The organism is Massilia arenae, assembly GCF_008014745.1.
Lineage (GTDB): Bacteria > Pseudomonadota > Gammaproteobacteria > Burkholderiales > Burkholderiaceae_D > Telluria > Telluria arenae.
In genome coordinates this window covers 32,070-44,791 of the sequence record NZ_VPFD01000038.1, presented here as the reverse complement: position 1 = coordinate 44,791, position 12,722 = coordinate 32,070, and the positions used below count along the sequence as shown (strand labels likewise).

The 12,722-nt window shown below is 60.4% G+C and carries 10 protein-coding genes, 4 tRNA genes and 2 rRNA genes; 6 read left to right on the top strand and 10 right to left on the bottom strand.

The genetic code is table 11. From position 1 onward, the window contains the following. The 9 genes from FVD38_RS24460 to mltA all read right to left on the bottom strand — a co-directional run. A 23S ribosomal RNA gene (locus tag FVD38_RS24460) occupies positions 1-548 on the bottom strand; the annotation flags it as partial. Between the two features lie 243 nt (positions 549-791). Then, positions 792-867 (bottom strand) — tRNA-Ala (locus tag FVD38_RS24455). Positions 868-885: 18 nt separating this feature from the next. Next, a tRNA-Ile gene (locus FVD38_RS24450) sits at positions 886-962 on the bottom strand. 224 nt (positions 963-1,186) lie between these two features. Beyond that, positions 1,187-1,262 (bottom strand) — tRNA-Ala (locus tag FVD38_RS24445). Positions 1,263-1,282: 20 nt separating this feature from the next. Next, positions 1,283-1,359: transfer RNA gene (locus tag FVD38_RS24440), tRNA-Ile, on the bottom strand. An 89-nt stretch (positions 1,360-1,448) separates the two neighbouring features. Then, positions 1,449-2,983, bottom strand: a 16S ribosomal RNA gene (locus FVD38_RS24435). 448 nt (positions 2,984-3,431) lie between these two features. After that, positions 3,432-4,973, bottom strand: a complete 1,542-nt coding sequence (locus FVD38_RS24430; RefSeq protein ID WP_147937178.1) for a phospholipase D family protein — start codon at positions 4,971-4,973, stop codon at positions 3,432-3,434. 3 nt (positions 4,974-4,976) lie between these two features. Continuing rightward, entirely contained in the window at positions 4,977-5,753 is a 777-nt protein-coding gene (locus tag FVD38_RS24425; RefSeq protein ID WP_147937177.1) for an enoyl-CoA hydratase, read from the bottom strand. Between the two features lie 118 nt (positions 5,754-5,871). Next, a complete protein-coding gene (gene mltA / locus FVD38_RS24420) occupies positions 5,872-7,116 on the bottom strand; it encodes a murein transglycosylase A (RefSeq protein WP_147937176.1) in 1,245 nt (414 codons plus the stop codon). 19 nt (positions 7,117-7,135) lie between these two features. On the opposite strand from mltA, the gene FVD38_RS27120 reads away from it, so the two are divergent. Beyond that, positions 7,136-7,264, top strand: coding sequence for a hypothetical protein (locus FVD38_RS27120; protein WP_267874139.1), 129 nt, complete (start codon positions 7,136-7,138; stop codon positions 7,262-7,264). Here FVD38_RS27120 and apaG read toward each other — a convergent pair whose 3' ends face one another. After that, on the bottom strand, positions 7,265-7,639 hold the full coding sequence (apaG, locus tag FVD38_RS24415; protein WP_109345171.1) for a Co2+/Mg2+ efflux facilitator ApaG/CorD: 375 nt from the start codon (positions 7,637-7,639) through the stop codon (positions 7,265-7,267). It lies immediately after the preceding gene. A gap of 201 nt (positions 7,640-7,840) precedes the next feature. Between apaG and rpe the strand changes: the two genes are divergently transcribed. The 5 genes from rpe to trpD all read left to right on the top strand — a co-directional run bounded on the left by rpe (position 7,841) and on the right by trpD (position 12,717). Further along, entirely contained in the window at positions 7,841-8,512 is a 672-nt protein-coding gene (rpe, locus tag FVD38_RS24410; protein WP_123071556.1) for a ribulose-phosphate 3-epimerase, read from the top strand. Continuing rightward, a complete protein-coding gene (gene gph, locus FVD38_RS24405; RefSeq protein ID WP_147937175.1) occupies positions 8,512-9,210 on the top strand; it encodes a phosphoglycolate phosphatase in 699 nt (232 codons plus the stop codon). The genes rpe and gph overlap by 1 nt, the downstream gene beginning before the upstream one ends. Positions 9,211-9,410: 200 nt before the next feature. Further along, complete coding sequence (gene trpE, locus FVD38_RS24400) at positions 9,411-10,907, top strand: anthranilate synthase component I (protein WP_147937174.1); 1,497 nt, start codon at positions 9,411-9,413, stop codon at positions 10,905-10,907. 1 nt (position 10,908) lies between these two features. Then, positions 10,909-11,472 (top strand): anthranilate synthase component II, encoded by a 564-nt coding sequence (locus tag FVD38_RS24395; protein ID WP_123071553.1) that lies wholly within the window; start codon positions 10,909-10,911, stop codon positions 11,470-11,472. A gap of 207 nt (positions 11,473-11,679) precedes the next feature. Then, the gene (gene trpD, locus FVD38_RS24390; RefSeq protein ID WP_147937173.1) at positions 11,680-12,717 is read left to right on the top strand and encodes an anthranilate phosphoribosyltransferase; all 1,038 of its coding nucleotides are present in this window, start codon (positions 11,680-11,682) and stop codon (positions 12,715-12,717) included. Positions 12,718-12,722 lie beyond the last annotated feature (5 nt).

Below are 12,722 nucleotides of genomic sequence, written 5' to 3'. Positions count from 1 at the left end.
CCCCACAAGGAGGCTCCTACTGTTTGTATGCACACGGTTTCAGGATCTATTTCACTCCCCTCCCGGGGTTCTTTTCGCCTTTCCCTCACGGTACTGGTTCACTATCGGTCGATTACGAGTATTTAGCCTTGGAGGATGGTCCCCCCATGTTCAGACAGGATTTCTCGTGTCCCGCCCTACTTGTCGTATGCTTAGTACCACCGGTCTGATTTCGTGTACGGGGCTATCACCCACTATGGCGCCTATTTCCAGAGGCTTCCACTATCAGTCCGACTATCACATACAGGCTCATCCCATTTCGCTCGCCACTACTTTGGGAATCTCGGTTGATTTCTTTTCCTGCAGCTACTTAGATGTTTCAGTTCGCCGCGTTCGCTTTGCATACCTATGTATTCAGTATGCAATGACCTAAAAGGCCGGGTTTCCCCATTCGGAAATCTGCGGATCAAAGCTCGTTTGCTAGCTCCCCGCAGCTTATCGCAAGCTACTACGTCCTTCATCGCCTGTAATCGCCAAGGCATCCACCATGTGCACTTATTCACTTGTCCCTATAACGTTGGCCTCTTCATGAGTTAAAGAGATCGTCATAGAATTCAAGAGTACAACTATGTTTGCTTGATACAAATTACTACTACCCTAAGTGTGCATCACATCTCGTTTCCGACATGCGCTACACGCTTAAAAAAACTTTACTTCTTCCAGATTGTTAAAGAACGAAAAAACAGTGATCTCGAAAAGACCAAACCTAAATCTCACCAGTTATTTACTGACGACTTACGTTTGAACTTTTTTGGTGGAGGATGACGGGATCGAACCGACGACCCCCTGCTTGCAAAGCAGGTGCTCTCCCAGCTGAGCTAATCCCCCATTTGAGGTCATGCTGATTGGTAGGGCTGGTTGGACTCGAACCAACGACCCCCGCGTTATCAACACGGTGCTCTAACCAGCTGAGCTACAGCCCCGATAAAACNAGAATTCAAGAGTACAACTATGTTTGCTTGATACAAATTACTACTACCCTAAGTGTGCATCACATCTCGTTTCCGATATGCGCTACACGCTTAAAAAACTTTACTTCTTCCAGATTGTTAAAGAACGAAAAAACAGTGATCTCGAAAAGATCAAACCTAAATCCATCCAGCTAGCTGCTGGTGACTTACGTTTGAACTTTTAACCATTTACTAAATGGTGGAGGATGACGGGATCGAACCGACGACCCCCTGCTTGCAAAGCAGGTGCTCTCCCAGCTGAGCTAATCCCCCATTAGGGTATGCCAATAACTTGGTAGGGCTGGTTGGACTCGAACCAACGACCCCCGCGTTATCAACACGGTGCTCTAACCAGCTGAGCTACAGCCCCGATAAAACTGTTCTTTACATTCAACAGTCGATAAGCGTGGACGCTTGATGATGAGTTCAGTTTTAAGGCTGACTCCGGTGCTACTCTAGAAAGGAGGTGATCCAGCCGCACCTTCCGATACGGCTACCTTGTTACGACTTCACCCCAGTCACGAATCCTACCGTGGTAAGCGCCCTCCTTGCGGTTAAGCTACCTACTTCTGGTAAAACCCGCTCCCATGGTGTGACGGGCGGTGTGTACAAGACCCGGGAACGTATTCACCGCGACATGCTGATCCGCGATTACTAGCGATTCCAACTTCACGCAGTCGAGTTGCAGACTGCGATCCGGACTACGATACACTTTCTGGGATTAGCTCCCCCTCGCGGGTTGGCGGCCCTCTGTATGTACCATTGTATGACGTGTGAAGCCCTACCCATAAGGGCCATGAGGACTTGACGTCATCCCCACCTTCCTCCGGTTTGTCACCGGCAGTCTCATTAGAGTGCTCAACTAAATGTAGCAACTAATGACAAGGGTTGCGCTCGTTGCGGGACTTAACCCAACATCTCACGACACGAGCTGACGACAGCCATGCAGCACCTGTGTTACGGCTCTCTTTCGAGCACACCTCGATCTCTCGTGGCTTCCGTACATGTCAAGGGTAGGTAAGGTTTTTCGCGTTGCATCGAATTAATCCACATCATCCACCGCTTGTGCGGGTCCCCGTCAATTCCTTTGAGTTTTAATCTTGCGACCGTACTCCCCAGGCGGTCTACTTCACGCGTTAGCTGCGTTACCAAGTTAATTAAAACCCGACAACTAGTAGACATCGTTTAGGGCGTGGACTACCAGGGTATCTAATCCTGTTTGCTCCCCACGCTTTCGTGCATGAGCGTCAATCTTGACCCAGGGGGCTGCCTTCGCCATCGGTGTTCCTCCACATCTCTACGCATTTCACTGCTACACGTGGAATTCTACCCCCCTCTGCCAGATTCTAGCCTTGCAGTCTCCATCGCAATTCCCAGGTTGAGCCCGGGGATTTCACGACAGACTTACAAAACCGCCTGCGCACGCTTTACGCCCAGTAATTCCGATTAACGCTTGCACCCTACGTATTACCGCGGCTGCTGGCACGTAGTTAGCCGGTGCTTATTCTTCAGGTACCGTCATTAGGAATGGATATTAGCCACTCCCGTTTCTTCCCTGACAAAAGAGCTTTACAACCCGAAGGCCTTCTTCACTCACGCGGCATTGCTGGATCAGGCTTGCGCCCATTGTCCAAAATTCCCCACTGCTGCCTCCCGTAGGAGTCTGGACCGTGTCTCAGTTCCAGTGTGGCTGGTCGTCCTCTCAGACCAGCTACTGATCGTCGCCTTGGTGAGCCTTTACCTCACCAACTAGCTAATCAGATATCGGCCGCTCCAGGAGCACAAGGTCCGAAGATCCCCTGCTTTCATCCTTAGATCGTATGCGGTATTAGCGTAACTTTCGCTACGTTATCCCCCACTCTTGGGTACGTTCCGATATATTACTCACCCGTTCGCCACTCGTCAGCGGAGCAAGCTCCCTGTTACCGTTCGACTTGCATGTGTAAAGCATGCCGCCAGCGTTCAATCTGAGCCAGGATCAAACTCTTCAGTTCAATCTCTGTTTGTTGACTCTTTCGAGTCACCCGTTATTGCTAACGGGGTCGCTCACTCAAAATACTGACCGTTATCTCATTGCTGAGACAACGTATTTCTTTTTTGTGAACATTTGATAATTTAAGTAATCAAGAACCGAAGTTCTTGGCACCTTCATCAAACGCCCACACTTATCGACTGTTAATTTTTAAAGAACTTTATACGGTACTGCATCATCTGCTGCTTGCTTCGAATCGTTGTGTTCGTCAGCAGCAGAGGAAAGAGAGTATGAAGTGTTTTTCGTTTTTCGTCAACCCCTTCATTTCGCTTCGTCGCAGTTTTCACTGCTGACCTCATCACGCTAACCGTTTGATTTGGCTTGCGTTTTTCGGTCAGTGCCGAAGCGGACGCGAACTATAGCAAATCAACTGCCGAGTCCGCAAGAGGGGGAGAAAGAAAGTGTGGCGCCTACAACAGCCAGTCGATCGGGAGCCACGACAAAGCCTTTACCGCAGCCCGTTTGAACCAGCTCGTGCCAGGCTCCGTCTCATGGCGGATCACCTGATCGCCGCGCCGCTCGATCCAGATCACCGCGCCCCGCTCATCGAGTCGTACCTCATAGGCGCGCGTCGGCAATGTCCTGTCCAGCGTTTCGGTCAGGCGCGCGGCCAGCGCCGGGCTATCGATTACAACGCCCATTTCGGTATTCAGGTGAATCGACCGCTGGTCGAAATTGAAGGAGCCGACGAAGACCCGGTTGCCATCTACCCCGAAGGTCTTGGCATGCAGGCTCGCATCCGAACTGCCGATTCCGCTGCCGCTGCCGCGCTTTTCGCGCGACGGCTCGTCGGTTGCCTCACGACGCAGTTCATATAAGGTCACCCCTGCCTCGAGCAGGGGCTTGCGCCACTTGGCATAACCGGCGTGCACCGCCGCGACGTCGGTCGCTTCGAGGGAATTGGTCAATATTCTGGTCTGCACACCTTTTCCGGCCAGGTCGACGAAGGCATCCACGCCCTCCTTGCCCGGCACGAAATAGGGCGACACCAGCTCGAGGTCACGCGTCGGCTCACCCAGCAGTTCCTTGAGCTTGACGGCGATATTCGCTTCGCGCGCCGCCTTGCCCACCACCTTGGCGGGATCGTCGCTGACGAACTTCGTGCGCGCCCACTCCAGCGGCAGGCTCCCTCCCACCAACTGCTCCAGGAATGCAGAACGCTTGATCGCATCCAGATAGGCCTGCGCCTCGGCATCGGGTTTGAAGGCCGGCTCGGCGATGGCATCCGGCGCCAGCAGCACCAGCGGGTAGGCGGATGGGCTGTTCCAGTACAGGTCGAAATCATCCGAAACCGCCCGCACCACCGGCCCGGCCGCGATGACATCGAGATCGGCGAACGAGATTTCGCCCGCTGCGCCGAAATACTCGTCACCCACATTGCGTCCGCCCACGATTGTGACCTGGTTATCGGCGGTGAACGATTTATTGTGCATGCGGCGGTTGAGACGCATGAAATCGGCGGCCATGCCGACCATCCTCATCGAACGGATAGCATTCGGGTTGAACAGCCGGACCTCGATCAAGGGATGGGCGTCGAGCGCGGCCAGCGCGCCATCGAGCCCGGCGGTGTTGTTGTCATCGAGCAGAAGGCGCACGCGCACTCCGCGCTCGGCTGCTTTCGTGAGCGCGTCGAACATCAGCATGCCGGTGGTGTCGTTACGCCATATATAGTACTGGACATCCAGGCTGCGATCGGCAGCCTGCGCCAGGACGGCACGCGCGGCAAAGGCGTCACGCCCATCCGCCAGGGCATGAATGCCCACCAGGCCGGGGTGTGCCATCGTGAGCGGCAGCAAGGCCTTGCCGAGACGGGTATCGTCAGTCTCGACGAAAGCCGTACTTGCCACCCTGCCCTCCAGCGGCGGCAGCGACGAGCAACTCGTCAACGTCAGGGACAGCGCCAGCAGCGCCGCCGGCACCACCAGCAGCAATACTTTGCCGCGCGCGCCCATCGATTACAGCCCTTCGAAGTCCGGCTTGCGCTTTTCGAGGAAGGCCGACATGCCTTCTTTCTGGGCAGGCGTGCCGAAACCGGCGTGGAAATAGCGGCGCTCGTAGGCCACGCCCTGGCTCAGGGTCGTCTCATACGCCTGATTGACGCAATCCTTGATCTGCATCGCCACCGACACCGGCATCTCGGCGATGCCTTGGGCGATCTTGATCGACTCTTCCATCACCTCGGCCGCCGGGTACACGCGCGACACCAGGCCGGTGCGCTCGGCCTCGGCGGCGTCGATCATGCGCGTGGTGAGCAGCATGTCCATCGCCTTCGACTTGGAAATCGCGCGCGGCAGGCGCTGGGTGCCGCCCGCGCCAGGGGTGACGCCGACCTTGATCTCTGGCTGGCCGAATTTGGCGCTGTCGGCGGCGATCAGGAAATCGCACATCATCGCCAGCTCGCAACCGCCGCCCAGGCAATAACCCGAGACCACGCCGATGACCGGCTTGCGGATGTCGAGGATGTGTTCCCAGTTACGGCCGATGTAGTTATTGCCGTAGGTTTCCTGGTAATCGTAATTGGCCATCGCGGCGATATCGGCGCCCGCCGCGAACGCCTTCTCGCTGCCCGTCAGCACGATCACATTGATCGCTGGATCCTTGTCGAACTTGCGCAGGGCGTCGCCCAACTCGTTCATCATATTGTCGTTCAGCGCATTCATCGCCTTTGGACGGTTCAGGCGTACCACGACAACCTTGCCATGGTTCTCGATCAACAGGTCAGCATATTCCATATCACACCCTTATTTGGTTAATCACGACTCTGCGATTCTAGCGCTTTACGCGTACGTCAAGTCGAGCGGGTTGTTGAGTCAAGGTAGATACGCTGCAAATGATCTGCCGGACGCAGGCCTAGCGGGCCGTGTCCGGCGCCGCGGCCTTGGGCAGCAGCACCCACAACGAGCCCTGCTGCTTCATCAGGCCCGCGTTCTCGGTCGCATCCGGCCCGAAGCCGAAGAAAAAGTCGGCCCGTACCGCGCCGCGGATCGCGCCGCCCACATCCTGCCCCATCACCAGGCGCTGCAGCGGCGCCCCATCCTTGGGCATGGTGGTCGACAGCCAGACCGGCGCGCCCAGCGGCAGGATGGTGCGATCGATCGCGATCGAGCGGCCCGGCGTGAGCGGCACGTTCAGCGCGCCGCGCGGGCCGGCGTTCGGATCGGTGACTTTCTGCTCGGTGAAGAAGATATAACTGGCGTTCACGTTCAGCACTTCCTGGCGGCGCGCCGGATTGGCCGCCAGCCAGGCGCGGATCGACTGCGCCGACACCTGGTCGGGGCTCAATATGCCCTGCTCCACGAACCAGCGTCCGATCGCCTTATATGGATGGCCATTCTGGTCGGCATAGCCGACCCGCACTGTGTCGCCGCCATCGAGCTGCACGCGGCCCGAGCCCTGCACCTCGAGGAAGAATGCCTCCACCGGATCGTTCACCCACAGCAGTTCCCTGCCCTTCAGTGGCGCGCGGTCGATCTCGGCGCGGCTGTAATAAGGCACCAGCGACTTGCCCGACAGCCGCCCGCGCAGGCGCCGGTTCTGCAGGTCTGGATAAATGCCGCCCAGGTCGACCGTGACCAGGTCGTCCGGCACCCGGTACAGCGGGGTCTGGTAAGCGCCGCCGCGCTTGCGCGAGCCGTACAGCATCGCCTCGTAATAGCCGGTGACCATGCCGGTGTCGCTGCCGTCAGGATTGCGCACCTGGTTGGGCACGAAATACGTCTCGAAGAAGCGGCGCACCCCCGCCACATCGCCGGCGTTGACCGAGCGCGCCGCCGCGCAGGGCGTCTTCCACTCGGCCGCGCGCGTGGCCAGCACGCTGCACGACTGCTGGAAGGCCGGCCAGGCCTGGCGCACGTCGTCCTGCTGCCAGCCGGGCAGCGCCTCGAAACTCACCGGCGTCAGGGGCGGCGTCGGTGCGGGCGGAGGTTCTGGTGCAGGCGCCGGCTGGTCGGCGGGCGGCGTCGGCGGCACCACCACCGGCCCCACCGGCGGCGGCATCGTGATGGGCGGCTGTTCCGGCTGCGGCGTGGTCGAGCAGGCGCTCAACAGGCAGACGAAGGCGATCAGGGAAGGTACACTGCGGCGTGTCGTATACATAAAAGGCATGGAGACGAATATGTGGATCCTGATGGTGGAAGCCGGCGTGGCGCTGTTCCTGCTCGTATTTATCGTCTGGTGGACCATGTTCGCCGGCCGCAAGGACGTCGACCGCAAGGACGACGACAGCAGCGACAAGCGGCCCTGATCAGTGCAGCGAACGTGGCGGCGACAGCACGAATTCGGGGATCGGGGTCTCGAAGCGATGGCCGTCCTCGGCCACGCAGAAGTATTCGCCGCGCATCGAACCCTGGGCGGTGCCGAGCTGGGTGCCGCTGGTGTACTCGAACTGTTCGCCCGGCTGCAGCAGCGGCTGGTGGCCGACCACGCCCAGCCCGCGGACTTCTTGCATCTGGTTGTTGGCGTCAAGGATCACCCAATGGCGTGAGATGAGCTGGGCCGCGATGCTGCCGGTGTTTTTGATCGTGATGGCGTAGCTGAACACGAACTGGCTCCGGTCAGGGTCGGACTGCTCCGGCAGGTATTGCGTTCTGACGGTAACAGTGAAATCGTAGGCGGGCATCGGGTTTCCTTGGATGATCATTAACAAGGCCGCTGCTCTCTACGCGGCGGCCGGCGCGCCGTGTGGCGCAAACAACAATAATGATACCGCCTGCGGCCCGATCCCGGCGCTGCAAGCGGGAAGAACGGGCCGCAAGACGCCAACCCGGGCCCCGACCGGCGTAGAATAGCGGCTTCTTGTTCAATCCCGCCCCATCGTCCCATGACCACCTACCGCATCGCTCCCAGCATCCTGTCCGCCGATTTCGCCCGCCTGGGCGAGGAAGTGCGCAACGTCGTCGCAGCCGGCGCCGACATCATCCACTTCGACGTGATGGACAACCACTACGTCCCGAACCTGACCATCGGCCCGCTGGTGTGCCAGGCGATCCGCCCGCATGTGGACGTGCCGATCGACGTGCACCTGATGGTCAAGCCGGTGGACCGCATCATCCCCGATTTCGCCAAGGCCGGCGCCAACATCATCACCTTCCACCCGGAAGCCTCGGAACACATCGACCGCACCCTGCAACTGATCCGCGACCACGGCTGCAAGGCCGGCCTGGTGTTCAACCCGGGCACGCCGATGCACTACCTGGAACACGTGATGGACAAGATCGACATGATCCTGATCATGTCGGTCAATCCGGGCTTCGGCGGCCAGTCCTTCATCCCCGAAGCACTGAAGAAGATCGCGATCGCGCGCCGCATGATCGATGAATCAGGCCGCGACATCATGCTGGAAGTCGATGGCGGCATCAAGGCCGAGAACATCGCCGCCGCCGCTGCCGCCGGCGCCGACACCTTCGTCGCCGGCTCGGCCATCTTCGGCAAGCCGGACTACAAGGCGGTGATCGACGCCATGCGCGCCGAGTTGGCGACGGTGGGCAAATAATGCGGGCCGGCGCAGCAGGCATCCGGGCCGCCATCGTCGACCTCGACGGCACCATGCTCGACACGGTGCCCGACTTCGAAGCGGCCCTGAACGGCATGCGCGCCGACCTGGGCTTGGGCCCCATCACCCAGGCGGTCATCAAGCCGCTGGTCGGCAAGGGCTCCGAAAAGCTGGTGCGCGACGCGCTCCTGCTCGACTGGGACGCCACACGAGTCGATGCGGCGTACGATGAAGCGATCGCCGGCTACCAGCGTCACTACCTCGCCATCAACGGCGACCGCAGCACGCTATTCGACGGTGTGCTCGAAGGCCTGCAGGCCATGCAAGACCTCGGCCTGCGCCTGGTGTGCGTGACCAACAAGCCTGTTGCCTTTACCCTGCCGCTGCTCGACCAGAAAGGCCTGGCGCCCTATTTCGAGCAGGTGTTCGGCGGCGATTCGTTCGCGAAGAAGAAACCGGACCCGATGCCGATGCTTGGCGCCTGCGCCGCGCTCGACCTGCCGCCGAGCTGCGTGGTGGCGATCGGCGACTCGTCCAACGATGCCGAAAGCGCCCGTGGCGCAGGCTGCTTCGTGTTGACCGTCCCATATGGTTATAACCACGGACGCCCTGTACAAGAAATTCAATCCGATGGTATAGTTGATTCGCTACTCGAAGCGGCGACCCTGATCGCTGCACACAATCGCACCGCAAACTAAGTCATCTATACATGTTTTTCACCAAAAAACACACTGTCAACCAGACCGGCGCCCTTGAGGCCTGGCTTTGGCGACGCTGGCAATCCTGGGCTAACTAAGCCGTATCGATTGCTGCCGGGTGCGTTCGTTTGCACACTTCCCCCGGCAGGTTTTTTGAAGTACACCACCGCCCCACCAACCCCGGGCGGCACGGAGAAAACATGACCGAACTCGAATTCAAGTCGCTGGCCAACCAGGGCTACAACCGCATTCCACTGATCGCGGAAGCCTTCGCCGACCTCGAAACCCCGCTCACGCTCTACCTCAAGCTGGCCCAGTCCCAGCACACCGGCAAGAACACCTTCCTGCTGGAGTCGGTGGTCGGCGGCGAGCGCTTCGGCCGCTACTCCTTCATCGGCCTGCCGGCCCACACGCTGCTGCGCACCACCGGCAACCTCACCGAAATCGTCCGCAACGACGAAGTGATCGAGACGCACGAAGGCAATCCGCTCGACTTCATCGAGCAATTCCAGGCGCGCTTCAAGGTGGCCCTGCGTCCCGGCCTGCCGCGCTTCTGCGGCGGCCTGGCCGGCTACTTCGGCTACGACACGGTGCGCCACATCGAACGCAAGCTGGCCGACACCGCCCCGCGCGACGAACTGGGCCTGCCGGACATCCAGCTGATGGTGACCGAAGAACTGGCGGTGATCGACAACCTGTCCGGCAAGCTGTACCTGATCGTGTACGCCGACCCGGGCCAGCCAGAAAGCTATTCGCGCGGCCGCCAGCGCCTGAAAGACTTGCGCATGATGCTGCGCCGGAGCGTCGACGCACCGGTCACCTCGAGCTCGGTGCGTACCGAAGCCGTGCGCGACTTCAGCAAGGAGGATTACCTCAAGGCCGTCGCGAAAGCCCATGAATACGTGATGGCGGGCGACCTGATGCAGGTGCAGATCGGCCAGCGCATCCGCAAACCCTACGTCGATTCGCCGCTGTCGCTGTACCGCTCGCTGCGCTCGCTGAACCCGTCGCCGTATATGTACTACTACAACTTCGGCGACATGCAGATCGTCGGCGCCTCGCCCGAGATCCTGGTGCGCAACGAGCTGTCGCCCGAAGGCGGCCGCAAGGTCACCCTGCGCCCGATCGCCGGCACCCGCGGCCGCGGCGCGACGCCCGAGCAGGATGCGGCGCTGGCCGAAGAACTGCTGAACGATCCGAAGGAAGTCGCCGAGCACGTGATGCTGATCGACCTGGCGCGCAACGACATCGGCCGCATCGCCGACATCGGCAGCGTCAAGGTGACGGACCGCATGGTCATCGAAAAATACTCGCACGTGCAGCACATCGTCTCCAACGTCGAAGGCAAGCTGAAAGACGGCATGTCGAACCTCGACGTGCTGCGCGCGACCTTCCCGGCCGGCACGCTCACCGGCGCGCCGAAAGTGCGGGCGATGGAAGTGATCGACGAGCTCGAGCCCGTGAAGCGCGGCATCTATGGCGGCGCCTGCGGCTACCTGAGCTTCGGCGGCGAGATGGACGTCGCCATCGCGATCCGCACCGGCGTGATCAAGGACGGCAACCTGTACGTGCAGGCCGCGGCCGGCATCGTGGCCGACTCGATCCCCGAGATGGAATGGCAAGAGACTGAAAAGAAAGCGCGCGCCGTGCTGCGCGCGGCCGAGCAAGTGCAAGATGGCCTGGATGGGGAGTTCTGACATGCTGCTAATGATCGACAACTACGACTCGTTCACCTACAACATCGTGCAGTACTTCGGCGAACTGGGTGAAGACGTGCGCACCGTGCGCAACGACGAGATCACGCTCGAGCAGATCGCCGCGATGAAGCCCGACCGCATCTGCATCTCGCCGGGCCCGAAGGCGCCGAAAGATGCCGGCATCTCGCTCGACATCCTGCGCGAATTCAAGGGCAAGCTGCCGATCCTGGGCGTGTGCCTGGGTCACCAGGCGATCGGCGAAGCGTTTGGCGGCAATGTGATCCGCGCCAAGCAGGTCATGCACGGCAAGACCTCGAGCATCGCCCACATCGGCGAAGGCGTGTTCACCGACCTGCCCAGCCCTTTCACCGTGATCCGCTACCACTCGCTGGCGATTGAACGTTCCTCGCTGCCGTCCTGCCTCGAAGTGACGGCGTGGACCGACGACGGCGAGATCATGGGTGTGCGCCACAAGGACTACGACATCGAGGGCGTGCAATTCCACCCCGAATCGATCCTGTCCGAGCACGGTCACGCCCTGTTCAAGAATTTCCTGACGCGCTAAGCGCGCGCTTGAAGTCGCTGCACGCACGCCGACCACGTCACAGAACACCCGCGTCTCCAGCACGTCATTCCCGCGAAGGCGGGAATCCAAGTCCTCTCCGCAACCCCGTAATTATTGAATACCGGGTACGCAACGAACTTAGGTTCCCGCCTCCGCGGGAACGACGGCTCAAGCGCTAGCGAATACTGAAACCCTACTGGAACCGCCATGCCGATCACCCCACAAGAAGCGCTGCTGCGCTGTATCGAACACCGCGAGATCTTCCACGACGAGATGCTGCATCTGTTCCGCCAGATCATGGCGGGCGAGATGTCGCCGACCATGGTCGCGGCCCTGACCATGGGCCTGCGGGTCAAGAAGGAAACCATCGGCGAGATCACCGCCGCCGCCCAGGTGATGCGCGAGTTCTCGACCAAGGTGCCGATGGCCGACACCACTCACCTGCTCGACATCGTCGGCACCGGCGGCGACGGCGCCAACACCTTCAATATCTCGAGCGCCTCGATGTTCGTGGCCGCCGCCGCCGGCGCGCGCGTGGCCAAGCATGGCGGCCGCAGCGTCTCGTCCTCGTCCGGCAGCGCCGACGTGATCGAAGCCTTCGGCGCCCACATCGACCTGAAGCCCGAGCAGATCGCCCAATCGATCGCCCAGACCGGCATCGGCTTCATGTTCGCTCCCAACCACCACGCGGCGATGAAGCACGTGGCGCCGGTGCGGCGCGAGCTGGGCGTGCGCAGCATCTTCAACATCCTCGGGCCGCTGACCAATCCGGCCGGCGCACCCAATATCCTGATGGGCGTGTTCCACCCCGACCTGGTCGGCATCCAGGTGCGCGTGCTGCAGCGCCTCGGCGCCGAGCATGCAGTGGTGGTGTGGGGCCGCGACAATATGGACGAAGTCTCGCTCGGCGCCGGCACCCTGGTCGGTGAGCTGGTCAACGGCGAGATCCGCGAATACGAGATCCACCCGGAAGACTTCGGCCTGTCGATGATCTCGAGCCGCAACCTCAAGGTGAGCAATGCCGAAGAGTCGAAGGCGCGCATACTGGAAGCGCTGCGCGGCGAGCCGGGTCCGGCCCACGACATCGTGGCCCTGAATGCCGGCACCGCGCTGTATGCGGCCGGCGTGACAGGCTCGATTGAAGCCGGCTTGCAGAAGGCGCGCGAAGCCATCGCTTCCGGCGCCGCCATCGCCAAGCTGGAGCAGTTCGTCCAGGTCACGCGCCAGCTCGGCGCCGTCAATTAAACGTA

Bases quoted from the DNA above. Each gene is read 5' to 3' on its own strand.
- FVD38_RS24430 (WP_147937178.1), bottom strand. From the start codon at position 4,973: ATGGGCGCGCGCGGCAAAGTATTGCTGCTGGTGGTGCCGGCGGCGCTG.
- FVD38_RS24425 (WP_147937177.1), bottom strand. From the start codon at position 5,753: ATGGAATATGCTGACCTGTTGATCGAGAACCATGGCAAGGTTGTCGTG.
- mltA (WP_147937176.1), bottom strand. From the start codon at position 7,116: ATGTATACGACACGCCGCAGTGTACCTTCCCTGATCGCCTTCGTCTGC.
- FVD38_RS27120 (WP_267874139.1), top strand. From the start codon at position 7,136: ATGTGGATCCTGATGGTGGAAGCCGGCGTGGCGCTGTTCCTGCTCGTA.
- apaG (WP_109345171.1), bottom strand. From the start codon at position 7,639: ATGCCCGCCTACGATTTCACTGTTACCGTCAGAACGCAATACCTGCCG.
- rpe (WP_123071556.1), top strand. From the start codon at position 7,841: ATGACCACCTACCGCATCGCTCCCAGCATCCTGTCCGCCGATTTCGCC.
- gph (WP_147937175.1), top strand. From the start codon at position 8,512: ATGCGGGCCGGCGCAGCAGGCATCCGGGCCGCCATCGTCGACCTCGAC.
- trpE (WP_147937174.1), top strand. From the start codon at position 9,411: ATGACCGAACTCGAATTCAAGTCGCTGGCCAACCAGGGCTACAACCGC.
- FVD38_RS24395 (WP_123071553.1), top strand. From the start codon at position 10,909: ATGCTGCTAATGATCGACAACTACGACTCGTTCACCTACAACATCGTG.
- trpD (WP_147937173.1), top strand. From the start codon at position 11,680: ATGCCGATCACCCCACAAGAAGCGCTGCTGCGCTGTATCGAACACCGC.